21 protein-coding genes are annotated in these 24,183 nt (G+C 73.8%); 8 read left to right on the top strand and 13 right to left on the bottom strand.

What is annotated here, in order from left to right; genetic code table 11:
• Positions 1–34: 34 nt before the first annotated feature.
• Complete coding sequence (pta, locus tag DNL40_RS00535; RefSeq protein ID WP_111249289.1) at positions 35–2,128, top strand: phosphate acetyltransferase; 2,094 nt, start codon at positions 35–37, stop codon at positions 2,126–2,128.
• 26 nt (positions 2,129–2,154) lie between these two features.
• Entirely contained in the window at positions 2,155–3,408 is a 1,254-nt protein-coding gene (locus tag DNL40_RS00530; protein ID WP_111249288.1) for an acetate/propionate family kinase, read from the top strand.
• 73 nt (positions 3,409–3,481) lie between these two features.
• On the opposite strand, the gene ptsP is transcribed toward DNL40_RS00530, so the two are convergent.
• Genes ptsP through DNL40_RS00495 form a run of 7 tightly spaced genes read right to left on the bottom strand, consistent with a single transcriptional unit; the run spans position 3,482 to position 10,448 of the window.
• Positions 3,482–5,182, bottom strand: a complete 1,701-nt coding sequence (gene ptsP / locus DNL40_RS00525) for a phosphoenolpyruvate--protein phosphotransferase (protein ID WP_111249287.1) — start codon at positions 5,180–5,182, stop codon at positions 3,482–3,484.
• The gene (locus DNL40_RS00520; RefSeq protein ID WP_111249286.1) at positions 5,179–5,490 is read right to left on the bottom strand and encodes an HPr family phosphocarrier protein; all 312 of its coding nucleotides are present in this window, start codon (positions 5,488–5,490) and stop codon (positions 5,179–5,181) included. The genes ptsP and DNL40_RS00520 overlap by 4 nt, the downstream gene beginning before the upstream one ends.
• Before the next feature lie 9 nt (positions 5,491–5,499).
• Positions 5,500–6,519: a 1-phosphofructokinase family hexose kinase gene (locus DNL40_RS00515; protein WP_111249285.1), complete on the bottom strand. Its 1,020-nt coding sequence runs from the start codon at positions 6,517–6,519 to the stop codon at positions 5,500–5,502.
• The gene (locus DNL40_RS00510; protein ID WP_111249284.1) at positions 6,519–6,953 is read right to left on the bottom strand and encodes a PTS mannitol transporter subunit IIA; all 435 of its coding nucleotides are present in this window, start codon (positions 6,951–6,953) and stop codon (positions 6,519–6,521) included. Before DNL40_RS00510 ends, DNL40_RS00515 begins: the two co-directional genes overlap by 1 nt.
• On the bottom strand, positions 6,950–8,569 hold the full coding sequence (locus DNL40_RS00505) for a PTS mannitol transporter subunit IIBC (RefSeq protein ID WP_111249283.1): 1,620 nt from the start codon (positions 8,567–8,569) through the stop codon (positions 6,950–6,952). The genes DNL40_RS00510 and DNL40_RS00505 overlap by 4 nt, the downstream gene beginning before the upstream one ends.
• A gap of 49 nt (positions 8,570–8,618) precedes the next feature.
• Positions 8,619–9,659, bottom strand: coding sequence for a zinc-dependent dehydrogenase (locus DNL40_RS00500; protein WP_111249282.1), 1,041 nt, complete (start codon positions 9,657–9,659; stop codon positions 8,619–8,621).
• Positions 9,660–9,686: 27 nt separating this feature from the next.
• Entirely contained in the window at positions 9,687–10,448 is a 762-nt protein-coding gene (locus tag DNL40_RS00495) for a DeoR/GlpR family DNA-binding transcription regulator (RefSeq protein WP_111249281.1), read from the bottom strand.
• A gap of 176 nt (positions 10,449–10,624) precedes the next feature.
• Here DNL40_RS00495 and DNL40_RS00490 point away from each other — a divergent pair, with 176 nt between their 5' ends.
• Positions 10,625–11,632, top strand: coding sequence for a DUF4031 domain-containing protein (locus DNL40_RS00490; RefSeq protein WP_111249858.1), 1,008 nt, complete (start codon positions 10,625–10,627; stop codon positions 11,630–11,632).
• Positions 11,633–11,692: 60 nt separating this feature from the next.
• Here DNL40_RS00490 and DNL40_RS00485 read toward each other — a convergent pair whose 3' ends face one another.
• Both DNL40_RS00485 and DNL40_RS00480 read right to left on the bottom strand, forming a co-directional pair.
• Entirely contained in the window at positions 11,693–13,312 is a 1,620-nt protein-coding gene (locus DNL40_RS00485) for a succinic semialdehyde dehydrogenase (RefSeq protein WP_111249280.1), read from the bottom strand.
• Between the two features lie 52 nt (positions 13,313–13,364).
• A complete protein-coding gene (locus tag DNL40_RS00480) occupies positions 13,365–14,489 on the bottom strand; it encodes a GuaB3 family IMP dehydrogenase-related protein (protein WP_111249279.1) in 1,125 nt (374 codons plus the stop codon).
• A 123-nt stretch (positions 14,490–14,612) separates the two neighbouring features.
• Here DNL40_RS00480 and DNL40_RS00475 point away from each other — a divergent pair, with 123 nt between their 5' ends.
• Complete coding sequence (locus DNL40_RS00475; RefSeq protein ID WP_425450739.1) at positions 14,613–15,389, top strand: exonuclease domain-containing protein; 777 nt, start codon at positions 14,613–14,615, stop codon at positions 15,387–15,389.
• A 301-nt stretch (positions 15,390–15,690) separates the two neighbouring features.
• Here the strand turns inward: DNL40_RS00475 and guaB are convergent, their stop codons facing one another.
• Together guaB and DNL40_RS00465 are read right to left on the bottom strand one after the other, a co-directional pair.
• Positions 15,691–17,202: an IMP dehydrogenase gene (gene guaB, locus DNL40_RS00470; protein WP_111249277.1), complete on the bottom strand. Its 1,512-nt coding sequence runs from the start codon at positions 17,200–17,202 to the stop codon at positions 15,691–15,693.
• 99 nt (positions 17,203–17,301) lie between these two features.
• Positions 17,302–18,444 (bottom strand): MerR family transcriptional regulator, encoded by a 1,143-nt coding sequence (locus DNL40_RS00465; protein ID WP_111249276.1) that lies wholly within the window; start codon positions 18,442–18,444, stop codon positions 17,302–17,304.
• Positions 18,445–18,645: 201 nt separating this feature from the next.
• Between DNL40_RS00465 and DNL40_RS00460 the strand changes: the two genes are divergently transcribed.
• Positions 18,646–18,936, top strand: coding sequence for a WhiB family transcriptional regulator (locus DNL40_RS00460; RefSeq protein ID WP_111249275.1), 291 nt, complete (start codon positions 18,646–18,648; stop codon positions 18,934–18,936).
• 225 nt (positions 18,937–19,161) lie between these two features.
• Here the strand turns inward: DNL40_RS00460 and groES are convergent, their stop codons facing one another.
• A complete protein-coding gene (gene groES / locus DNL40_RS00455; RefSeq protein ID WP_111249274.1) occupies positions 19,162–19,455 on the bottom strand; it encodes a co-chaperone GroES in 294 nt (97 codons plus the stop codon).
• Between the two features lie 244 nt (positions 19,456–19,699).
• Here groES and DNL40_RS16280 point away from each other — a divergent pair, with 244 nt between their 5' ends.
• Both DNL40_RS16280 and DNL40_RS00440 read left to right on the top strand, forming a co-directional pair.
• Positions 19,700–20,938 carry a class I SAM-dependent methyltransferase gene (locus DNL40_RS16280; protein WP_179950878.1) on the top strand — a complete coding sequence of 413 codons (1,239 nt, stop codon included), beginning with the start codon at positions 19,700–19,702 and terminating at the stop codon, positions 20,936–20,938.
• Between the two features lie 143 nt (positions 20,939–21,081).
• Positions 21,082–22,245, top strand: a complete 1,164-nt coding sequence (locus DNL40_RS00440; protein WP_111249272.1) for a glutamate--cysteine ligase — start codon at positions 21,082–21,084, stop codon at positions 22,243–22,245.
• Between the two features lie 97 nt (positions 22,246–22,342).
• Here DNL40_RS00440 and tsaD read toward each other — a convergent pair whose 3' ends face one another.
• Positions 22,343–23,392, bottom strand: coding sequence for a tRNA (adenosine(37)-N6)-threonylcarbamoyltransferase complex transferase subunit TsaD (gene tsaD, locus DNL40_RS00435; protein WP_111249271.1), 1,050 nt, complete (start codon positions 23,390–23,392; stop codon positions 22,343–22,345).
• 114 nt (positions 23,393–23,506) lie between these two features.
• On the opposite strand from tsaD, the gene DNL40_RS00430 reads away from it, so the two are divergent.
• Complete coding sequence (locus DNL40_RS00430) at positions 23,507–24,127, top strand: malonic semialdehyde reductase (protein WP_111249270.1); 621 nt, start codon at positions 23,507–23,509, stop codon at positions 24,125–24,127.
• Positions 24,128–24,183: the final 56 nt, after the last annotated feature.

The following is a 24,183-nucleotide window of genomic DNA, read 5'->3' as shown; positions in this document are numbered from 1 at the left end:
CCGGCACCCCGAGAGAACCGAGGAGCACCACGCCATGACGGCGACCCGCAGCATCGTCATCGCCTCCCCCGAAGGAGACTCCGGAAAGTCGACGGTCGCCCTGGGCGTCATCGACCTGCTCGTACGCCAGGGCCAGCGGGTGGGGGTGTTCCGTCCTGTCTCCCGGGTGCCCTCCCAGCCCGTGGGCGACGCCGCCACGCAGCGCGACCACGTGCTGGAGATGCTGCTGGACCACGACGGCGTCGACCTGACGTACGACGAGTCGGTGGGCATCACCTACGACGAGATCCACGCGGACCCCGAGGCGGCCATGAGCCGCATCGTGGCCCGCTACCACGAGGTCGCGGACCGCTGCGACGCCGTGGTGGTGCTGGGCACCGACTACACCGACGTCTCCGGCCCCACCGAGCTCGCCTTCAACGCCAAGGTGGCCGCCAACCTCGGCGCACCCGTGCTGCTGGTGGTCTCCGCGCAGGGCCGCAGCACGGAGGAGACGCGGGCGCTGGCCGCCCTGTCGCTCGGCGAGCTGCGCGCCAACCACGCCCAGCCGGTCGGCGTCGTCGTCAACAGGTACGACGGCGAGCTCCCCGCCCCCGTGGAGGCGCTCAACGCCGACACCACGCTGCCGCTGTGGGTGGTCCCCGAGGAGAGCTTCCTCCAGGCCCCCACGGTGGCGCAGCTGCGGGAGGCCGTCGAGGGCGAGCTGCTGCTGGGCGACCCCCAGCTCATGGGCCGCGAGGCGCTCGACGTGCTCATCGGCGCCATGTCGCTGGCGCACCTGCTCGAGCACGTGTCCGACGGCGCCGTCGTCATCACGCCCGGCGACCGCACCGACGTGCTGCTGGGCCTGCTCGCGGCCCAGAGCGCCCCCACCTTCCCGTCGCTCGCCGGCATCATCCTCACCGGCGGGTACACGCCCGAGGGCACCCTCGGCGACCTGGTCCGCGCGCTGGACCCGCACGTGCCCGTGATCTCCACGCAGCGCGACACCTACCCTGCCGCCCGCGCCGCGGCCAAGACGCGCGGCAAGGTCACCGTGACCTCGACCCGCAAGATCGACGTCGCCCGGGCGCTGTTCGAGAAGAACGTGGACGGCGCCGAGCTGCTCGCCCGCCTCGACGTGCCCCGCCCCGAGGTCGTCACCCCGCTGATGTTCGAGTACGAGCTCATCGAGCGGGCCCGGGCCGACCGCCGCCGCGTGGTGCTGCCCGAGGGCGACGACGACCGCATCCTGCGCGCAGCCTCGACGGTGCTGGCCCGCGGCATCGCCGACCTCACGATCCTCGGCGACGAGACGTCGGTGCGGGCCCGCGCCGCCGAGCTCGGCCTGGACATCGCTTCCGCCCAGGTGCTCTCCCCGCACGACCCGGAGCACGTGGAGCTGTTCGCCGAGGAGTACACGCGGCTCCGCTCCCACAAGGGCATGACCGTGGAGCGGGCCCGGGAGATCGTCACCGACGTCTCCTACTTCGGCACGATGATGGTGCACCTGGGCCTGGCCCACGGGATGGTCTCGGGCGCCGCCCACACCACGGCGCACACCATCCGGCCGTCGTTCGAGATCATCAAGACGGCGCCCGGCATCTCCAGCGTCTCGTCGGTGTTCCTCATGTGCCTCGAGGACCGGGTGCTGGTCTACGGCGACTGCGCCGTCATCCCCGACCCCACCACGGAGCAGCTCGCCGACGTCGCGATCAGCTCGGCGGCCACCGCCGCGCAGTTCGGCGTCGAGCCGCGCATCGCCATGCTGTCCTACTCCACGGGCGAGTCGGGCTCCGGCTCGGGCGTGGACAAGGTCCGTGCGGCCACCGCGGTGGTCCGCGAGCGCCGCCCGGACCTGTCGGTGGAGGGCCCCATCCAGTACGACGCCGCGGTGGACGCGTCGGTGGCGGCGTCCAAGCTGCCGGAGTCCTCGGTGGCGGGGCGGGCCACGGTGTTCGTGTTCCCCGACCTGAACACGGGCAACAACACGTACAAGGCCGTGCAGCGCTCGGCGGGAGCGGTCGCCGTCGGCCCGGTGCTGCAGGGCCTGAACAAGCCCGTCAACGACCTGTCGCGCGGCGCGCTCGTGCAGGACATCGTCAACACCGTCGCCATCACGGCCATCCAGGCCCAGCAGCCGGCCTGAGCGCCCCGGAACAGGAGCAGAACCTCGTGAGCATCATCCCCGACGCCGAGCGCCCCAACCCTTACAGCGCGTACGGCGCCCACGGCTCCGTCCTCGTGCTGAACTCGGGCTCGTCGTCGCTCAAGTACCAGCTCGTCAACCCGGTGGGCGGTGAGGCGATCGCCAAGGGCACGATCGAGCGGATCGGCGAGTCCTCGGGCATCGTGACGCACAAGTTCGCCGGCAACACCACGCGCCGCGAGCAGCCGGTGGCCGACCACGGCGCGGCCCTGGAGGTCGCCCTCGGCCTGTTCGAGGAGATCGGGCCGCGGCTGTCGGAGGCCGGCATCTACGCCGTCGGGCACCGCGTGGTGCAGGGCGGCGAGCTGTTCTCCGGCCCCGTGATCGTGGACGACGAGGCGCTGGAGAAGATGGAGTCGCTGGTGCCGCTGGCACCGCTGCACAACCCGGCCAACATCCAGGGCATCCGGGTCGCCCGGCAGCTGCTGGGCGACGTGCCGCACGTCGCCGTGTTCGACACGGCGTTCTTCCAGGACCTGCCGCCGGAGGCGTACACGTACGCGATCGACCGGGACGTGGCCGACCGGTACGCGGTGCGCCGCTACGGCGCCCACGGCACCAGCCACCAGTACGTGGCCGGCAAGATCGCCCGGGTGCTGGGCCGCCGGGTGCAGGACCTCAACTCGATCGTCCTGCACCTGGGCAACGGGGCGTCGGTCTCCGCGGTCAAGGGCGGCGTGCCGATCGAGACGTCGATGGGCCTGACCCCGCTCGAGGGTCTGGTGATGGGCACGCGCTCGGGCGACGTCGACCCGGCCGTGGTGTTCCACCTGGCGCGCAACGCGGGCATGAGCATCGACGAGATCGACGACCTGCTGAACAAGCGCTCGGGGCTCAAGGGCCTGGCGGGCGAGAACGACATGCGCGAGCTGCACCGCATGGTCGACGAGGGCGACCCGGACGCAAACCTGGCCTTCTCGGTGTACGTGCACCGCATCAAGAAGTACATCGGTGCGTACGCGGCGCTGCTGGGCCGGGTCGACGTCATCGCGTTCACGGCGGGCATCGGCGAGAACGACGCCCTGACGCGCACAGCGGTGATCGACGGCCTCGAGCCGTTCGGCATCGCGATCGACGAGGACCGCAACGAGGCCCGCAGCGACGACCCGCGGATCATCTCGCCGGAGTGGACCAAGACGCTGGTGATGGTGGTGCCCACGATGGAGGAGCTGGCGATCGCCCGCCAGTGCGTCGAGGCGGTGGAGACGGCGCGCACCTGATCCCTGTGCCGTGACAGTCGTGGCCCGGTTCCGCGTGCGGAACCGGGCCACGACTGCACCTGCGACGGTGTGTCTAGAGGGCGAGGGCGTCGCGCACGGCCGGGTCGACGAGCGCCCGCACCGCCTCGCGCGCCTCGGACGCCGACGTCGCGGCCAGGGCGGCGTCCGCCGCGGCCCGGCACGTGTCCAGGTCGTGACGCCGCAGCAGGTGCCGCACGGCGGGCAGGGCACCCGGGCTCATGGACAGGCTGGTGATGCCCAGGCCCGCCAGCACCAGTGCCATCAGGGGGTCGGCGGCGGACTCGCCGCACACCCCGACGGGCTTGCCCAGCTCCGCGCCCGCCCGCGCGGTGGCGGCCACGAGGTCGAGCACCGCGGGCTGCCACGGGTCGAGCAGGTCCGCGAGCGACCCGCGCAGACGGTCGGTGGCCATCGTGTACTGGGCCAGGTCGTTGGTGCCGAGCGACACGAAGTCGACGTGACGCAGCAGGTCCGCGGCCCGCAGCGCCGCCGACGGCACCTCCACCATGACACCCACCTTGCACGGCTCGGTGAGCCCCACCTCGTGAGCGAGCGCGGCGAAGTCGGCGGCCTCCTGGGCGGTGGCGATCATCGGAGCCATGACCCACGGGCTGGTGCCCGTGTCCTTCGCCGCCTGCGCCAGCGCGGCGAGCTGGGTGCGCAGCAGCTCCGGCTCGCGCCGCACCAGCCGGTAGCCGCGCACGCCCAGGGCGGGGTTCTCCTCACCGGGCTGGGTGACGAACGCGAGCGGCTTGTCGGCGCCCGCGTCCAGCGTGCGCACCACCACCTTGTCGCCACCGCCGCGGCCGGCGAACGCACCGAGCACCTCGGCGTAGACGGCGGTCTGCTCCTCGAGCGTGGGGGCCGAGGACCGCTCCAGGAACAGCACCTCCGTGCGGAAGAGCCCCACGCCCTCGGCCGGGGTCGCGGCGGCGCGGCCGGCGTCGGCCGCCGTGCCGATGTTGGCGAGCAGCGCGACGGCGTGCCCGTCCGCGGTGGAACCCGGGGCGGTGTCCCCCTCCAGCTCCTCCTGCACGCGGGCGCGCTCGCGTGCCTGGGCGCGCAGTTCCTCGGCGGGGTCGACGACGACGGTGCCCGTCGCGGCGTCGACCGCCACCTCGCGGCCCGCCTCGACCTCCATGACCCCGGTGGTGCGCACCACGCAGGGCAGCCCGAGCTGGCCCGCGATGATCGCGGTGTGCCCGGTGGGCCCGCCGTGCTCGGTGACGATGGCCAGCACCTTGTCCACCTCGAGCGCCGCGGTGTCCGCGGGCGACAGGTCCTCGGCGACGACGACGCTGGGCACCTCCAGCGCAGGCACGCCCGGCTCGGGAAGCCCCAGCAGGAGGGCGAGGACGCGGTCGCGCACCGAGCGCAGGTCGGTCACCCGTTCGGCCAGGTACCCGCCCGCGGCGCGGAACATCTCGGCGAAGCGGTCGACCGCACGGTCCACGGCCTGGGCGGGGCTCTCCCCCGCGGCCACGCGCTGCTCGGCGTCCGCCAGCAGAGCCGGGTCCTGGGCGATCTGGGCCGTCGCGGCGAGCACCTCGGCGATGGCGCCCTCGGCCGCCCCCGCACGCTCCTGGAGCGTCGCGGCCACCGCGGCGAACGCCGCGCGCAGCGCCTCGGCGTCACCCGGGCCGCCGTCGGACGGCACGGCCGGGGACGGGTGCGCCTTGGCGACCGGGCCCACGACCATGCCGCGCCCCACGCCGACGCCCTGGAAGGTGGTCGGACCGGCGTCGACGGTCACGAGGTCGCCTCCTGCGCGGGGGCGGCGGTGCCGGCCGCGGCGCCCGCGTCCGGCGCGTCGAGGTCCGTCTCGATGAGGCGGGCCAGGTCCTCCAGCACGCCCTCGTCCTCGCAGGCGAGGGTGACCTCGTCGCCCAGCCGGGCGCCGAGCGTCATGACCAGCAGGGTGCTGGCGGCGTCGACCGGCGCGCCGTCGCCCTTGGCGATCGTGACGGGCACGCCCGTGGCCGCGACGGCCTGGGTGAACAGTGCGGCGGGGCGGGCGTGCAGGCCCTGCAGCGACGCGACGACGGCGGTGCGCTGGGACATCGGTGTCTCCTACGGTCGGGGATGGGTCGGGGTGGTGCCCGGGCGGGAGACGGTGCCTGCCGGGGCCTGGTCGGCGAGCTCCAGGAGCTCGGCGGGGTGCAGGTGCGCGGGCGGCTCGGCCACCGCGCGGACGGCGGTCAGGTCGACGTCCTCGGGGCCCGGCGCCGCGCTCCCCGGCAGCGCCACGGCCGCCCGGCCCCACGCGACCGCGGTCCGCAGCCGCTCGAGGACGTCACCGTGGGCCGCGAGGAACCCGGCGAGGGTGCAGTCGCCCGCTCCCACGGTGCTGCGCGGCACGAGCGGCGGGCCGCCCGCCCACCAGCACGCGTCGGGCGTGACCAGAAGCGCACCGTCGGCCCCCAGCGACACGAGCGCCTGCCCGTGCCCCCGGGCGAGCACGGCCCGCGCACCGTCGACGATCTCGCCGACGGTGCGCGGTGCCGCACCCAGCAGGTCCTCGAGCTCCTCGAGGTTGGGCTTGAGCAGCGCCGCGCCCCCGTGGTCGGCGACGGCGTGCAGCGCCGCGCCGGAGGCGTCGACCGCCGCGGGCACCCCACGGGCACCCGCGGCGTCGATCAACCGCAGGTACAGGTCGTCGCCGCCTGCCCGCGGCAGGCTGCCGGCCAGCACGAGCCATGCCGCGCCCGCCTCCAGCTCCGCCTCGACCGCCGCGACCAGCGCGGCAGCCTCTGCCGGGTCGAGCGCCGGGCCCGCCGCGTTCACCTTCGTGGTCGTGCCCGCCGCGTCGACGACGGCCACGTTGCTGCGGGTCGCCTCGCGCACCGGCACGGCACGCGAGGCGATCCCGAGCCCACCCAGGAGGTGAGCCAGCTCCACGCCGTCGGCCCCGCCCGTGGGCAGCACGGCCCGGGTGGCGACCCCGTGCCGGGCGAGGGCGCGCGAGACGTTGATCCCTTTCCCTCCGGGGTGCACGTGCGTGTCCAGCGCCCGGTTGACCTCGCCGACGTGCAGGGCGCCGACGTCGAAGGTGCGGTCCAGGCTCGGGTTCGGGGTGACGGTGACGATCATCAGGCGTTGACCTGCCCGAGGATCGTGTAGACGGCGTCGGCGTCCGGGGCCTCGAGCACGCTCCGGGCCGCCGCCTCGTCGGAGAACAGGACGGCGATGCGCCCCAAGATCTCCAGGTGGGAGTCGCCCTGGCCGGCGATGCCGACCACGACGCGCACGGGGCTGCCGCCCCAGTCGATCGGCTCGTCGTAGCGCACCAGGCACACGGCCGACCGGGAGATCTCCGCCTTGGCCTCGTTGGTGCCGTGCGGGATCGCGAGCCCGTTGCCCATGAAGGTGGACACCGTGCTCTCCCGCTCGAGCATCGCGTCGACGTAGGCGGGCGTGACGGCCCCGGCACCGACGAGCAGCTCGCCGGCCTCGCGGATCGCCTCGTCCCTCGTCCGTGCCTCGCCGGGCACGACCACCAGGTCGCGGGTCAGCACCTCGGTCACTGCGTCACCTCCTGGCCGGCCTCGGGCCGGTTCGCCTGGGCCTCGCGCACGACCTCGTCGTACACGGGGCTGTTCATGAAGTTGTCGACCGACAGGTGCCGGGCGCCGGGCGCGCGCAGCCGAGCGCGCTCGGTCAGCTCGCGCTGGCTGATCACCAGGTCGACGTCGTCCTCGAGGTTCGCGACCGCCTTGTTGACCACGGTCACGCCCTCGACGCCCGCCTTGCGGAGCTTGTCACGCAGCACGCTCGCACCCATCGCGGACGACCCCATGCCGGCGTCGCACGCGAAGACGATGCTGCGCACCGGGCGGGACCCTCCCACCACAGCCTGCGCCTCGCCCGCGGCCTCGGCAGCCGGGCCGCCGCGCAGTGCCGCCAGCGCGTCCGAGCTCTTGCCCTTGTTCGCCTCGGTCTGCGCGATCGCCGCGTCGAGGTCGCCGCTCTCGCCGGCCGCGAGGTCACGGCGCCGCGACGCCCGCAGGATCAGCGAGGCCACCAGGAACGAGACCAGGCAGCTGAGCACCACGGACAGGATCACGCCGACATAGCTGCCGCGGGCCGTGACGGCCAGCACCGCGAGGATGCTGCCGGGCGACGCGGGGCCGCGCAGGCCGCTGTCGAACAGCGCGTTGGTGGCCACGCCCGTCGCCCCGCCGAGGATGGCGGCCACGATGAGCATCGGCTTCATCAGCACGAACGGGAAGTAGACCTCGTGGATGCCGCCCACGAACTGGATCACGGCCGCGCCGGACGCCGTGCTGCGCGCCGCGCCCACGCCGAAGACCATGAAGGCCAGCAGGATGCCCAGGCCCGGGCCGGGGTTGGCCTCGACCAGGAACAGCAGCGAGTGGCCCGCCTCCGTGACCTGCTGCGCGCCGAGCGGCACCAGCACGCCGTTGCCGATGGCGTTGTTGAGGAACAGCACCTTGGCCGGCTCGACGATGAGGCTCATGACCGGCAGCAGGCTGTGGTCGGCCAGCCACGCCACCACGTTGCCGAGCAGCGTGCTCAGCTGGGTCACGACCGGCGCGATGCCGAAGAACGCCGCCACCGACAGCGCGGCACCCGTGATGCCCGCCGAGAACATGTTGACGAGCATCTCGAAGCCGGGCTTGATCTTGCCTTCCCAGAGCCCGTCGAGCTTCTTCATGACCCAGGCCGCGAGCGGGCCCACGATCATGGCGCCCAGGAACATCGGCACGGTCGAGCCGGCGATCATGCCGACCGTCGCGATGGTGCCCACGACACCGCCGCGCTCGCCGTGCACCAGGCGGCCGCCCGCGTTCGCGATGAGCAGCGGCAGCAGGTAGGTGACCATCGGCCCGACCAGGCCGAGGTACTGCGAGAAGGTCGTACCGTCGTCGGCCATCGCAAGCTGGGTGGCCGCGCCCTCCCAGCCGACGACGCTCGCGTCGCCGTAACCGCCCAGGATGGGGTTGGGGAGCCAGCCCGTGCCGATGAACAGCGCCGTGATCAGCCCCCAGGCCAGGAAGGCCGGGAGGTTCGGCATGATCATCGCGGTGAGGAAGGACCCGAACCGCTGCAACCGCACCTGGGCAGCACGCCCGCGGCTGATCGAGGCCCCCGCCGCGGCGGGGGCAGTGGTGGATGACATCGTTGCGTTCACGCTCCGTCGATCGTCGTTGATCTGGTGACGCCGAGCCTCACGGCTCGATCGTGACCTTGATTCCGGTTCCGCCGCGCACCACGTCGAGCCCCTCGGCCACGCGCTCGAGCGGCAGCCGGTGGGTGATGAGGTCGGTGACGGGGACGCTGCCGTCGGCGATGAGCGCCAGCGCCTTCTTGTTGTGGTCGGGGCTCGACCCGTTCGCGCCCCACACGCTCAGCTCCTTGTAGTGCACCAGGTTGGAGTCGAGCGTGATCGTCGGACGGTCCTTGGGCAGGCCGCCGAACAGGCTGATCCGGCCGCGCGGGGCGAGCATCTGCAGGCCCTGCTCCTGGGCGGCACCCGAGGCCGCGGCGGTGATGACGACGTCGGCCCCACGGCCGCCCGTCAGCTCGCGCACGGCCTCGACCGGGTCCGTCTCGGCCGAGCAGATCGCGGCGTCGGGCTTGACGACGTCGGCCGCGAGGTCGAGGCGCTCGCGCGACAGCTCGACGAGGAACACCTTGGCGGCACCGCGGGCGCGCGCCAGGCGCACGTGCAGGCAGCCGATGGGGCCGGAGCCGACCACCACGACGGTGTCGCCGTCGTGCGTGTCGATGAGCTCCTGGGCGTTGATGGCGCAGGCGAACGGCTCGGCCACCGACGCCTCGGCGAAGCCGACGCCGTCGGGGATGCGGTTCAGGCCGTCCACGGCCATGACCTGCGGCGGCACGATCATGTACGGCGCGAAACCACCGTCGAACTGGTAGCCCATGGAGAGCTGGTTGGGGCAGATCGTGGGGATGCCGGCCTGGCACCAGTCGCACTTGCCGCACGGGATCGCGGCGATGACCTGGACGCGGTCGCCCACGGCCCACCCGGTCACGCCCTCGCCGAGCTCGGCGATCTCGCCGGCGATCTCGTGGCCCATGACGCGCTCGGGCTCCATGCGCTGGTGGCCGGACGTCGAGATCTTGACGTCGGTGCCGCACATGGAGGTGGCGCGCACGCGCAGCTTGATCTCGCCCGGGCCGGGGGTGGGCTCGGGGGCGTCCTCGAGCCGCACGTCGCCGGGGGCGTAGAACTTGAAGACCTTCATCGCTCTCCTTCAGCAGTGGCCGCTCGGTCAGGCCCGCACGACGCGGGGACCCGCGGCCTCGATCTCGTCGGCGAGCTCGGGGTCGAGCCCGGTGTCGGTCACGAGCGTGTCGACGCGTGCCAGCGGCGCCACGATCGCGAGGTCGGTGCGGCCCACCTTGGAGTGGTCCGCGAGGACGACGGTGCGGCGGGCTGCCGCGACCAGCGCGCGCTTGACGGACGCCTCGGCGAGGTCCGGCGTCGTGATGCCGTCCTCGACGGTGAGCCCGTTGGTACCCAGGAACGCCACGTCCACGCGCACGTCCCGCAGCGCCCGCTCGGCCCAGTCGCCGACGGCGGCGAGCGTGCGGCCGCGCAGCGTGCCGCCCACCAGGTGGAGGGTCACGTTGGGCCGTGCCGCCAGCACGGTGGCCACGGGCAGCGCGTGGGTGACGACCGTCAGCTCGCGGTCGTGGGGCAGGATCTCCGCGAGCCGCACCGTGGTGGTGCCCGCGTCGAGGACGACGGCGCCCCCGTCGGGCAGCTCGTCGAGCGCGGTCTTGGCGATGCGCTCCTTCTCCGCGGCGAGCACGCTCTCGCGGTCGGCCACCGCCGGCTCGAACCCGAGGCGCTCGACCGGGATCGCGCCGCCGTGGACCCGGCGGACCAGGCCGTGGCGCTCGAGCACCGTGAGGTCGCGGCGCACCGTCTCGGGCGTGACGTCGAGGTCGGCCGCGAGGCGGGTCACGTCGACCCGGCCCTGCGCACGCGCGGTGGCGAGGATCTGCTGGTGCCGCTCCGGTGCGTACACGTGCCCTCCCGTGCCGGGCTGCGATGCCCGGCTGTCGCTCTGCCGATGTCCGTATGTCTGTTTCTACGCCCGTTTGCGCCCGGTGTCTAGCCCCGCTCCGCCACCGGGTTCCCGCCGACCGGGTGAGATCGGACGCAGCCGGGCGGGCCTCCGGACCGCCGTAGGCTCGGCAGGTGATCCTCCTCGACGCTCCCGCGTGGCCGGCGCACGGGACCCTGTGGTCCCACCTCGTCTCCGACACGTCGCTGCACGAGCTGCGCACCTTCGCGCGGGCCGCGGGCGTGGGCGACCGCGCCTTCGACCTGGACCACTACGACACCCCCGCCGACCGCCACGCCGAGCTGGTCGCCGCGGGCGCCGAGCCCGTCGACGGCCGCACGCTCGTGCGCCGGCTGGGGGCATCGGGCCTGCGCGTCCCCGGGCACGAGCGGGCCGGCGCGCGCCGGGACGCGCTGCGGACGCGGTGGCAGGCCCTGTGGCAGGGACTGTGGGCCGACGGTCGCACCGGGACGGACACCACGGCTGCGGCCGCCGCTGTGGGCGACGACCTGCTCGAGCGCTGGAGCGAGCCGCACCGCGTCTACCACGGCCGCCTCCACCTGGCCGCAGCGCTCGACGCCCTCGACACCCTGCTCGCGGAGACCGGGACCCCCGCCGCCCAGGCCCGCACGGCGCGGCTGGCCGTGTGGTTCCACGACGCGGTGCACGAGGCTGGCCGGGCGGACCCGGGGCAGGCCCCGACCGACACCCGACCCTCAGGCGACGGCAGCGGCGACGGCAACGACGGCGGCAGCGACGAGGAGCGCTCGGCAGCCCTGGCCCGCCACCTGCTGGCCCCGCTCGTCGCCACGGGAGCGCTCACCGCCACCGACGTCGAGGAGGTGGCCCGCCTGGTGCTGGTCACCACCGACCACGCGCCCGACCCGGACGACCTGCTGGGAGCGCTGGTCAGCGACGCCGACCTCGCCGTGCTCGGCGGCACCCCGGCCCGCTACTCCCGCTACGTGCACCAGGTCCGTGCGGAGTACGGCCACGTGCCCGACGACCTGTTCCGCACCGGGCGTGCCGCCGTCCTCGAGCAGCTCCTGGCGCTCCCCCGGCTCTTCCGCACCCCGGCGGGGCACGCGCGGTGGGCCACGCAGGCGCAGGTCAACCTGCGCGCCGAGCTCGCGACGCGCGCCTGAGCACCTGAGCACCGGCACCCGAGCACCGCGTGCGCGAGCTCGTGGGCCGCTGCGCCCCGGCTACGGCCGGCGCAGCACCCGGAGGGTGTGCATCGCCGCGGTCAGGACACGCGACGGCGCCTCGCCGCCCAGCCCGTAGAGGGCGTCCAGCGAGACGCCGAACCGCTGCCCGCGCTGGGCCACCACCGTCTGCGCCTCGGTCACGGCCTCGACCACCTCGCGCCCGTGCCGACGGCCCTGGCCGGACGCCTTGAACCCACCCATCGGGGCCGCCGTCGAGCCCCACGCGGACATGTACCCGTCGTTGACCACCACGGTGCCCGCCTCCACACGGGCCGCCAGGCGGCGGGCCCGTGCCACGTCCCGCGACCAGATGCTGGCGCTGAGCCCGAACGGGGTGTCGTTCATGACCGTCACCGCGTCGTCGTCGCACGCCACCCGCCGCACCGACACCACGGGACCGAACGTCTCCTCCTGCGCGCACAGGGCGTCCGCCGGCACACCGTCCAGCACCGTGGGCTCGTAGAAGAACGGCCCCACGTCGGGGCGGTGCGCACCGCCGGCCAGGACGCGAGCACCCCGGCCGACGGCGTCCTCCACATGCCTGCGCACGCGCTCGAGCTGCGCGGGGGAGACGAGCGAGCCGACGTCGGCGGAGTAGTCGAGCCCCGCACCGAGCCGCAGGGCGCGCACGGCGGGCACGAACCGGTCCAGGAAGGCGTCCGCCACGGCCTCGTGCAGCACCAGGCGCTCGATCGCCATGCAGAGCTGGCCCGCGTTCGCGAAGCAGGCCCGTACGATCCCGTCGACGCTCGCCGCCACGTCGGCGTCGGCGGCGACGTAGAGGGCGTTCTTGCCGCCGAGCTCGAGGGTCGCGCCGACCAGGCGCCGCCCGGCCGCCGCGGCCACCTCCCTGCCCACCTGCGTCGAGCCCGTGAACGCCACGTGGTCCGCCTCGCCTGCCACGGCACGGCCGACCTCGACCCCTCCGGCGACCACCAGGAAGAGATCCTCCGGCAGACCGGCGTCGTGCAGCGCCCCCGCGACCCACAGCGCGGACAGGCTCGTCTGCGGGTCGGGCTTGACGACCACCGCGTTGCCCGCCAGCAGCGCCGGCAGCGCCTCGGACAGCGCCAGGGTCAACGGATAGTTCCACGGGGCGATCACCCCGACCACGCCGACCGGACGGCGAGCCACCCGCACCCCGGTCAGCAGCGGGAGCATGCCGGGCTCCGACCGCTCCGCGAGGTAGCGCGGCCCGCGCACCGCGTAGTGGCGGGCCGTCTGCGCGACGTCGGCGACCTCCTCGAAAGCGCTGCGCCGGGCCTTTCCCGACTCGAGCTGCACGAGGTCGAGGATCTCCCGCTGGCGGCGCAGCACCAGCTCACCGACACGGTCGAGCACCCGGGCGCGCTGCCGGACGGGCACCCGCCGCCACGCCGCCTGCGCCGCGCGGGCCCGTCCGACGGCGCGAGCCACGTCGTCGGGCGAGGACAGCGGGAGCGCGACGAGCGGCGCGCCGGTGAACGGGGCCGTGGCCACGTGCTCGCCCGCGGTGCCCGACGTGACGACGCGGCCGACCAGGCGGGCGACGGCGCCCGGGTCCAGCGGGGAGGCGCCCGCCCGGGCGCCGGGGTCGACGGCGGCGGGCGGGGCGCCGGCCTCACGCAGGGTGGCCATGCCGCCACCGTACGCCTGCTGAGGGACCCTCAGCAGGCGCGACGCGGGCGGCTCAGCGCGGCTGGTACGGCGAGACGACGACCTCGACGCGCTGGAACTCCTTCAGGTCCGAGTAGCCCGTGGTGGCCATCGCCCGCTTGAGCGCTCCCACCAGGTTCAGCGTGCCGTCCGCCTGGCGGCCGGGCCCGAACAGGATCTCCTCGAGCGTGCCGGCCGTCCCGACCTCGACCCGCTCCCCGCGCGGCAGCACCGCGTGGTGCGCCTCCGAGCCCCAGTGCCAGCCCGCACCCGGCGCCTCGGACGCCCGCGCGAGCGCGGCGCCCAGCATCACGGCGTCCGCCCCGCACGCCACGGCCTTGACGATGTCGCCCGAGCGGCCCACGCCACCGTCCGCGATGACGTGCACGTAGCGGCCGCCCGACTCGTCCAGGTAGTCGCGGCGCGCCGCCGCGACGTCCGACACCGCCGTGGCCATCGGCGCGTGGATGCCGAGGGAGACGCGCGTGGTGTGCGCCGCTCCCCCGCCGAACCCGACGAGCACGCCCGCCGCGCCCGTGCGCATCAGGTGCAGCGCCGCCGTGTACGTGGACGCCCCGCCCACGACGACGGGCACGTCCAGCTCGTAGATGAAGCGCTTGAGGTTCAAGGGCTCGGCGTTGCCCGAGACGTGCTCGGCGGAGACGGTGGTGCCGCGGATGACGAACAGGTCCACGCCGGCGTCCACGACCGTCTGGTAGTGCTCCTGCGTGCGCTGGGGCGAGAGCGCTCCCGCCACCGTGACCCCCGAGGCCCGGACCTCCTTGAGGCGCTGGGTGATGAGCTCGGGCTTGATCGGCTCGGCGTAGATGTCCTGCATGCGCTGCGTCGCCTCGTCCGCCGGGAGCTGCGCGATCTCGGCGAGCAGCGGCTCCGGCGACTCGTAGCGCGTCCACAGGCCCTCGAGGTCGAGCACGCCCAGGCCGCCCAGGCGGCCGAGCTCCACCGCGGTCGCCGGGCTCATCACCGAGTCCATCGGCGCCGCCATGATCGGCAGCTCGAAGTGGTAGGCGTCGATCTGCCAGCCGACCGAGACGTCCTTCGGGTCGCGGGTGCGCCGCGAGGGCACCACCGCGATGTCGTCGAAGGAGTACGCACGGCGTCCGCGCTTGCCACGGCCGATCTCGATCTCGTTGCTCACCGGACCAGCCTACCGGCGAGCCCCGGCAGGCGGGCCGCCGGGGCTCGCCTGCCGGGGCTGTCGGTGCCCGGTGGCACAGTCGCTCCCGGCAGCACGGAGACGCCGACGACACCGGTGACGACGATGACGACGAGACAGGAGCAGCGGATGGGCGAGCAGTCGTACCAGGCCTTCACCGCCGGCTGGGCCGAGGGCCCGCTGGTCGGGTTCGACACGGAGACCACGGGGGTCGATGTCACGCGCGACCGCATCGTCACCGCGGCCGTGGTGCTGCGCGTGCCGGGCGTCAGCACGCACGTGCGCACCTGGCTCGTGGACCCGGGCGTCGAGATCCCCGCGGAGGCCGCGGCCATCCACGGCGTGACCACCGAGCACGCCCGCGCGCACGGGCAGGCCCCCGCCGAGGCCCTCGAGGAGATCGCCGCCGAGCTCGCCGGGCACCTGCGCGAGGGCGTTCCCGTGGTGGCCTACAACGCGGCGTTCGACCTGTCGCTGCTCGACGCCGAGCTCGCGCGCCACGGGCTCCCCACGCTCCCCGAGCGTCTCGGCAGGGCCGTCGGCCCCGTGCTGGACCCGCTGGTGCTGGACCGCTGGCTCGACCGCTACCGCCCGGGCAAGCGGCGGCTGGGCGACCTCGTGACGCACTACGGCGTCCAGGGCACGGGCGACCTGCACTCGGCCGACGTCGACGTGCTCGCCACCCTCGACGTGCTCGACGCCCTCGTGCGCCGTCACGAGGACGTGGCCCTCATGTCGCTCGAGCAGCTGCACCTGGCGCAGGTGGGCGCGCACCGGGACTGGGCCACGAGCTTCAACGACTGGCGCGCACGCAAGGGGCTGGAGGGTCCAGGGGCGTCCACGGCCTGGCCGGTGGAACCGGCGCCCGCTCCCGTCTTCTGAGAGGGGCGAGGGTCTTCCCGCGGGGGTCTCTCGGTGGCCGCCGCCTGAGCGACGGCCACCGAGCTCGACTCCCCGGCATCGCCTCCGGTTCATCGTTGCGAGCAGCAGACCTGCGGAGCCGGAGCAAGGAGCTCCGCCGGCCACCGACCGCGTGACGCTGAGTGCGCCACCCCGTCGACACCGACCCTAACCAGGGACGACGCCCCTTGTCAGGGTTCTGAGTGGCGAGGATGCGGCATTGGCGGTCTTACGACATCGCGTGGTGTCGGGTTGCGACCTGGCGCGGAACGCCAGGAGACGATCAGAAGCCGCTGTAGTTCGGCGCCTCGACCGTCATCTGCACGTCGTGGGGGTGGCTCTCCTTGAGCGACGCCGACGTGATCCGCACGAACCGCCCCTTGGCCTGCAGCTCCGGGATCGTGCGCGCACCGACGTAGAACATCGTCTGGTGAAGACCGCCGACGAGCTGGTGCGCGACGCTCGACAGCGTGCCCTTGTACGGCACCTGCCCCTCGACGCCCTCCGGGACGATGAGATCGTCGCTGAGCACCTCGGCCTGGAAGTAGCGGTCCTTGCTGTAGGACTTCTTGCCGCGCGAGGACATCGCCCCGAGCGAGCCCATGCCGCGGTAGGCCTTGTACTGCTTGCCGTTGACGAGGATCGTCTCGCCCGGCGCCTCCTCCGTGCCCGCCAGCATCGAGCCCAGCATGACGGTCTCGGCACCGGCGACGATCGCCTTGCCGATCTCGCCCGAGTGACGCATGCCGCCGTCCGCGATGACCGGCACGCCGGCCGCGCGCGCGGCGAGCGACGCCTCGTACACCGCCGTGACCTGCGGCACGCCTACGCCGGTGACGACGCGCGTGGTGCAGATCGAGCCCGGACCCACGCCCACCTTGATGGCGTCCGCACCGGCGTCCACGAACGACTGCGCCCCCTCGCGGGTGGCCACGTTGCCGCCGATGACCTGGACGTCCTTGGTGGCCGGGTCCTTCTTGAGGCGCTCCACCATCTCGATGAGCATCCGCACGTTGCCGTGCGCGGTGTCCGCCACCAGGACGTCGGCACCCGCCTCGATCAAGGTGGTGGCCCGCTGCCAGGCGTCGCCGAAGTAGCCGATCGCGGCACCCACGAGCAGGCGGCCCTGGGAGTCCTTCGAGGCGTTCGGGAACTGCTCCGACTTGACGAAGTCCTTGACGGTGATGAGGCCCGCGAGCCGGCCGTCGGCGTCCACCAGCGGCAGCCGCTCGAGCTTGTGCTTGCGCAGCAGCACCGTGGCCTCCTCGCGGGAGATGCCCGCAGGGCCGGTGATGAGCGGGGCCGGGGTCATGACCTCGGCCACCTTGGTGGTGCCCCACTCGGCGACCGGGGTGAAGCGCAGGTCGCGGTTGGTGACGATGCCGACCAGCCGCTCCTGCGCGTCCACCACGGGGAAGCCGGAGATCCGGTACTCGCCCGCGAGCTTGTCGAGCTGCTCGAGCGTGGCGTCCGGCGAGATGGTGACGGGGTTGTCGATGATGCCCGTCTGCGTGCGCTTGACGAGGTCGACCTGGCGCGCCTGGTCCTCGATCGACAGGTTGCGGTGCAGCACGCCGATGCCGCCCTGGCGCGCCATGGCGATCGCCATCCGCGCCTCGGTGACGGTGTCCATCGCCGCCGAGACGAGCGGGACCCGCAGCGAGATCTCGCGCGTCAGCCGCGACGTCGTGTCGATGTCCGAGGGCGCCAGGTCGGAGTAGCCGGGCAGCAGGAGGACGTCGTCGTACGTGAGCCCGAGGAAGCCGAAGGGGTCGTGCGGGGTCGCATCCGTCATGACTGGATTCTACGTTCCACGGGTCCCCGGTATTCCGGCCCGTCCGTGCAGCGCCGTGGGATCGGTCACCGCGCGCCAGGTGCCGATCCCCCTCCCAGGTCAGCCGACGACGGCGAGGACCTCGTGGAGCAGGCCCGGGAACGAGCGCACGCGCTGCACGCTCGTCGCCAGAGGCACCTCGCTGGCCGCGTCGTCCCGGCGCAGGCCCACGAAGATGGGCAGCTCCCCGAAGCTCTCGTGCACCGCGTGGACCACGTCCAGGTCGGGGCGGGCCAGGGTCGTGGCGAGCACGACGGCGGCGGGCCGCACCATGGTGACCAGCTCCACCGAGCGGTGCGTGCTGGCCGGGCCCGTGACGATCCGGGCGGTAGCCCCCTTGGCCACGAGCGCGGCGGCCAGCGCGTGGGCCGCGAGCGGCACCACCTCGTCGGGCGCCGCGAAGATCAGCACGATCTTGCGCATGCGGCTCGGGTGGTTGGCCGGCGGGTTGCCCGCCTTGACCATCGCGTGCTCGAACGCCTGCGTGAACTCGCGCAACGCTCTCAGCGCGGCCGTCGCCAGCACGAGCTCGGGCACCTCGCCGGGGGTGCCGAGCACGGTGCGCTGGGCGATGCGCAGCCACGCCGGCTCGACGAGCTGGGTCCACCAGGCCGCAGGGTCGCCCTGGACACCGAGACGCAGGAGGGAGTCGCACTCCGCCTGGTCGTAGGCGAGGGCGGCGTCGATGACGGCCGAGACGCGTGCCGAGATGGTGCTCTGGGCGGCGCCGGGCAGGGACGTGGCGCCGGCACCCCGGCCGCCCTCACCGCCGCCGGGCAGCGCCCGCAGGTGGCTGCGCGCGGCACGGGACGCGGACTGCTCGGGGCCCTCGGGCTCGCGCTCCGCCCGCTCGTCGCCCTCGCTCTCCGCGCCGCCCTCGCTGGAGCGGTCGGGCGCGGTGGGTGCGTCGTCGTCGGCCCCGACGTCGTCGAGCTCGGCCTCGAGCGCAGCCCGCGCGGCGTCGACGGGCGCCACGCCCTCGAGCGTGAGGCGGCGCATGACGAGGAGGCGCGCCACGTCCTCGGGGGTGTAGCGGCGGTGCGAGCCGGCGGTGCGTCCGGACGGTCCCAGGCCGTAGCGACGGTCCCACGTGCGGAGGGTGGCCGGTGCTACTCCCAGGCGCCGCGCGACTGCCGCGACGGCGAGGCCAGGGCTCGACGTGCGGGACCCGTCCTCGGAGGAGGCAGGCCGGGAGGAAGTCATGGCTCGATTGTGCCGATGGTGTGCAGACACCGCCAGCGCGCCACGTCGAATGACGCGATTCCTGTTCAGGTGGCGCGGTTCAGCAAGGGGTGAACCGGTCGGCTGTCCAGATTTCATCCGTGAAGTTGAGCAGAACTTGCCCGGCCACCGTCGCGAAACTCGTGCTTGAACAACTTCTGCACAACTTGTAGGTTGTTCGTCATGACGGAGATCTCGAGGCTTCCTGGTCCGGTGATGGAGCTGTGGGAGTGGCAGTACCAGGGTGCGTGCCGCGACTCGGACGACACTCTGTTCTTCCACCCCGAGGGCGAGCGCGGTTCCACCCGCCGCCGCCGTGCGGAGGCCGCCAAGGCCATCTGCCACTCGTGCCCCGTGATGATGCAGTGCCGCGAGCAGTCGCTGCGGGTGCGCGAGCCCTACGGCGTCTGGGGCGGCCTCTCGGAGGACGAGCGCGCCGCCATCCTCGCCGGCAACACCCAGCTCACCGGCTGACCCCACCACCCGTCAGCACGAACCGTGCCCGGCAGCGCGACGCAGCGCCGCCGGGCACGTCCCGTCTGCGGGCACCTCGCCAGGCACGCGCGCTCGCCACGGGCGTGCCCGTCCGCACGCACGGCCACCGCACGCACGAGGCCCCCGCACGCACGAGGCCCCCGCACCGATGTCGGTGCGGGGGCCTCGTGACGGCCGGCGGCCGGGACGGCCGCCGAGGGATCGTCAGACGACGACCGCGAGGATGTCGCGCGCGGAGAGCACCAGGTACTCCTCGCCGCCGTACTTCACCTCGGTGCCGCCGTACTTGCTGTAGATGACCTTGTCACCGACCTTGACGTCGACCGGGATGCGCTTGCCGTTGTCGTCGAAGCGACCCTCGCCCACAGCCAGGACCTCGCCCTCCTGGGGCTTCTCCTTGGCGGTGTCCGGGATGACCAGGCCGGAAGCGGTCGTGGTCTCGGCCTCGATGGCCTTGACGACGATCCGGTCCTCGAGCGGCTTGATGGGGACCGACACGTCGGACCTCCTCTTTCGCTGTGATGCGTGCTGGACTGAGATCGCGCCCGGAGGCTGGCCGTCGTCGCGGGTGCCGGCACAGCGCGCGTGCGCTGCGACCAATCTAGGAGCGCCGTTAGCACTCTGACAAGTCGAGTGCCAAGGAGTGTCGGCCGTTCCGCTCCCGGCGCACAGCCCGGCGGCCCCGCCGGCCCTGCTGTGGGGTCCCGCGAGCCCCGCCGCCGCCGTCTGACAGGATTGGTCGGTGGACGCCTCGACCCTGAGCAAGCTGCTGAGCCCCGAAGGATGGGCCCTGCTCGGCTCGCTCCCCCCGTACGACGAGAGGCGGGCGATGGCGCTGGCCATGCGCCTGCGGGACGACGGCGTCGACCCCGACCTCGCCGCCGCCGCCCTGACCCAGAGCCGGCTGCGTGCCAAGACGCGCGGCAAGCTGGGCAGCTTCGCCGACGGCATGCTGTTCACGCCCGACGGCGTGGAGCAGGCCACGCGGCTGGTGGTCGCGGCCCTCCACGCCCGGCGGTACCTCGCGGCCGGGGTCACCAAGGTCGCCGACCTGACGAGCGGCGTCGGCGCCGACGCGCTCGCGTTCGCGGGCGTCGGGCTCCAGGTGCTCGCCACCGACGTCGACGAGGTCACTGCCGCGGTGGCCACGGTGAACCTGCGGCACTTCCCCGAGGCGGAGGTGCGGCACGGCGACGGGCTGGCGCTGGACCTCGCGGCCGAGGGCGTCGACGGCGTGTACGCCGACCCCGCCCGCCGCACGCGCAGCGGCCGGCGGGTCTTCGACCCCGCCGCCTACGCTCCCCCGCTCGACGCGGTCTGGGCCCTGCGTGACGTCGTGGCCGCCGTCGGCATCAAGGTCGGGCCGGGCATCGCGCACCACGGCCTGCCGGCCGACGCCGAGACGCAGTGGGTGTCGGTCGAGGGCGACGTGGTCGAGGCAGGCCTGTGGTTCGGCCCGCTCGCCCCCCACGGTCCCGGCCGCTCCGCCCTGCTCCTGCGCACGTTCGCCGGCTCGACCCTGACCCGCACGCTGCGCTCGGACCCTGACGACGACGCGGAGGCGCCGGACCTGGGCGCACCCGGCGCCTACCTGTACGAGCCCGACGGCGCGATCATCCGCGCCGGGCTCGTGGCCCACGCGGCCCGTGAGCTCGGCGGCCGCCTGCTGGACCGCACCATCGCCTACGTCACCACCGACCAGCCGGCTCCCGACAGCGCCGTCGACCCCACCACGGGCGCGGCTCCGCTGGCCACCGGCTACCGGGTCCTGGACGTCATGCCGTTCAACCTCAAGCGCCTCAAGGCATACCTGCGCGAGCGGCGGGTGGGCCGTCTGACGATCAAGAAGCGCGGCACCGCGGTCACCCCGGAGCAGCTGCGCGCCCAGCTGGCTCTCAAGGGCGACGCCGAGGCCACCCTCGTGCTGACCCGGGTCGCCGGCGCCCAGCACGTGCTCGTCGTGGAGCCCCTGGCCGCCTGACAGCCGGACGGCACCCGACGTCGCCCGCACCGGTCACCGTCACCAGGGCCCCTGACGCACCGCCGCCCCGCCGGGGACCACCCCGGCGTGGCGCACGCGCCTTCTCGGAGCCTGTGCCCAGCAGCCGTGCGAGCATGACGCGCATGGTGCTGGACTTCGCCCCTTCGCGGCGCTCGACCGTCGGCCTCGAGTGGGAGCTGGCCCTGGTGGACGCCGACTCGGGCGACATGCGCCAGGCCGGCCCCGCCGTCGTCGCGGCACTCGCACCGCACGACGGCTCGCCGCACCCGCACGTGCGGCCGGAGTTCATGCGCAACACCGTCGAGCTCGTCAGCGGCGTGTCCCGGAGCGTGGGCGAGGCCGGGGCCGACCTGGTGCGCGCGGCCGACGAGGTGCGCGCCGTGACGGACCCGATGCGCGTCGAGCTGGTGTGCGCGGGCACCCACCCGTTCTCCCACTGGTCCACGCAGAAGGTGAGCGACGGCCCGCGGTACCAGACGGTCGTGGACCGAGCCCAGACGTGGGGCCGCCAGATGCTGATCTACGGCGTCCACGTGCACGTCGGGATCGAGGACCGGGCCAAGGTGCTGCCCATCGTCCGCGGGCTGCTCGTCCACTACCCGCACCTGCAGGCGCTCTCGGCGTCGTCCCCGTTCTTCGACGGCCGCGACACCGGCTACGCGTCCATGCGTGCCCTGCTGTTCCAGCAGCTGCCGACCGCCGGGCTGCCGTACCAGTTCGACGAGTGGTCACAGCTCGAGCGGTACGTGGACGACATGCTGCGCACCGGGGTGATCGACGGGTTCGACGAGGTGCGGTGGGACGTGCGCCCGGCCCCGAAGTTCGGCACCGTCGAGGTGCGGGTGTGCGACGGCGTCTCCAACATCTCCGAGCTGCTCAGCCTCGCCGCGCTGACCCACTGCCTGGTGGAGCACCTGTCCACCCTCCTCGACGAGGGCCGGCCGGTGCCGACGATGCCGCAGTGGTTCGTGCAGGAGAACAAGTGGCGAGCCGCGCGCTACGGCATGGACGCCATCATCATCCTCGACGAGGCGGGCAACGAGGAGCTCGTCACCGACGCGGTGCGGCGCCTGGTGGCCGAGCTGGAGCCGGTGGCGCAGCGCCTGGGCTGCACCCAGGAGCTGGCCGGGGTGCTCGACATCCTGGAGCGCGGGGCCTCGTACCAGCGTCAGCGCGCGGTGGCAGCGGCGCACGGGGCCGACGGCGGCAACGACGGCCTGGAGGCCGTCGTGGCGCACCTCGTGGCCGAGATGCGGGCTGGCACCCCGCTCGCGCCCGGGCGGTGACCCGGCTCGCTCCGTCAGAGGTGCCGGCCAGGCAGTGCCGGTCAGACGGTGCCAGTCAGACGGTGCCAGTCAGACGGTGCCGGTCAGACGGTGCCAGTCAGACGGTGACGGTCGTCAGCGACATCGACGAGTCGACGCCGATGTCCAGGTTCGACGGCGCGACCCCCGCGCGCACGACGGCGGAGCCCAGGGCCGCGATCATCGCACCGTTGTCGGTGCAGTAGCGGATGGGCGGGATGCGCAGGTCGATGCCGGCCTCGGCGCACCGCTTCGCGGCCATCTCGCGCAGCTGGCTGTTGGCCGAGAACCCTCCGCCGATGACGAGGGTCTCCACGTCGTGCAGGCGGCACGCCGCGATGGTCTTCGCGGTGAGCACGTCCACCACGGCCTCGGCGAACGACGCGGCCACGTCCGCCACCGGGACCTCGCGGCCGGAGTCCTGGCACGCCTCGACCCAGCGGGCCACGGCCGTCTTGAGGCCGGAGAACGAGAAGTCGTAGGCGTGCTTCGCCTGGTCCTTGGCCGCGGTGAGCCCGCGCGGGAACCGGATGGCGGTCGGGTCGCCCTCGCGCGCGAGCCGGTCGATGTGAGGGCCGCCCGGGTAGGGCAGCCCCAGCAGGCGGCCCACCTTGTCGAACGCCTCCCCCGCGGCGTCGTCGAGCGTGGAGCCCAGCTCGGTGACGTCGGTGGCGATGTCGTCCACGAGCAGGAGCGAGCTGTGCCCGCCCGAGACGACCAGGGCCATGACCCGGTCGGGGAACGGGCCGTCCACGAGCTGGTCGACGGCGGCGTGCCCGACGACGTGGTTGACCCCGTACAGCGGCTTGTTCAGGCCGATCGCCAGCGCCTTGGCGGCGCTGGTGCCGATCGTCAGCGGCCCCACGAGACCGGGGCCGGCGGTGACGGCGATCGCGTCGACCTCGGACAGGTCGACGTCGGCCTCGCCGAGCGCCTTGGAGATCGTGGGGATCATCGCCTCGAGGTGGGCGCGCGAGGCGACCTCGGGGATGATGCCGCCGTAGCGGGCGTGCTCGTCCATCGAGCTCGCCGTCGCGTCCACCAGCAGCTCGTCGCCGCGCACCAGCGCGACGCCAGTCTCGTCGCAGGACGTCTCGATACCGAGGACGAGGGGGTCACCGGAAGCCATGCGGTCATTCTCGCACCAGCCGCCGGCGTGCCGGCCCGACCTCCCCTCCGCCCTGTGGCCGACGTCACGCACGGCAGCGGAAACACCGGGCGCCGGCGACCGGTTCGCACGGACATGACCGAGACCCTGGACACCGCCCCGTCGCTCGCCGTCGGCGACGACGTGGCCGACCTGCTCTTCCGCAACGCCCGCACCACCATGCGGTGGACGGACGCCGAGGTCACCGACGCGCAGATCCAGCAGGCGTGGGACCTGGCGAAGTTCGGCCCCACCGCGATGAACACGCAGCCGCTGCGCCTGCTCGTCGTGCGCTCGGCCGAGGCGAAGGCCCGCCTGGTGGCGCACATGGCCGACGGCAACAAGCCCAAGGTCGAGGCGGCCCCCGTCTCCCTCGTGCTGGCCCACGACCCGGCGTTCCACGAGCACCTGCCCACCCTGTTCCCGGTCTACCCGGACATCAAGGAGCAGCTCGCCCCGGCCGCCGACGTCCGCGAGCAGATGGCTCGCACCAACGCGCTGCTGCAGGCCGGCTACCTGATCCTGGCGCTGCGGGCGGTGGGCCTGGCCGCCGGCCCCATGAACGGCATGGACTTCGACGGCGTCGACGCCGAGTTCTTCTCCGGCTCCGGCTTCCGGTCGTTCCTCGTGGTCAACGCCGGCGTGGCCGACGGCGAGGGCACGCCCTTCCCGCGCCTGCCGCGCCTCGCGCTGGACCAGGTCGCCGAGATCCTCTGACCGCGCCGCACGCCGGGCCGGGGCACCGCGCACCGGCCCGGCGTCGCGCGTCCGCC

This window comes from Xylanimonas oleitrophica (genome assembly GCF_003244315.1).
Classification (GTDB): Bacteria; Actinomycetota; Actinomycetes; order Actinomycetales; family Cellulomonadaceae; genus Xylanimonas_A; species Xylanimonas_A oleitrophica.
Note: the sequence above shows the minus strand (reverse complement) of the source record. Positions and strands in the feature narration are given on the sequence as shown.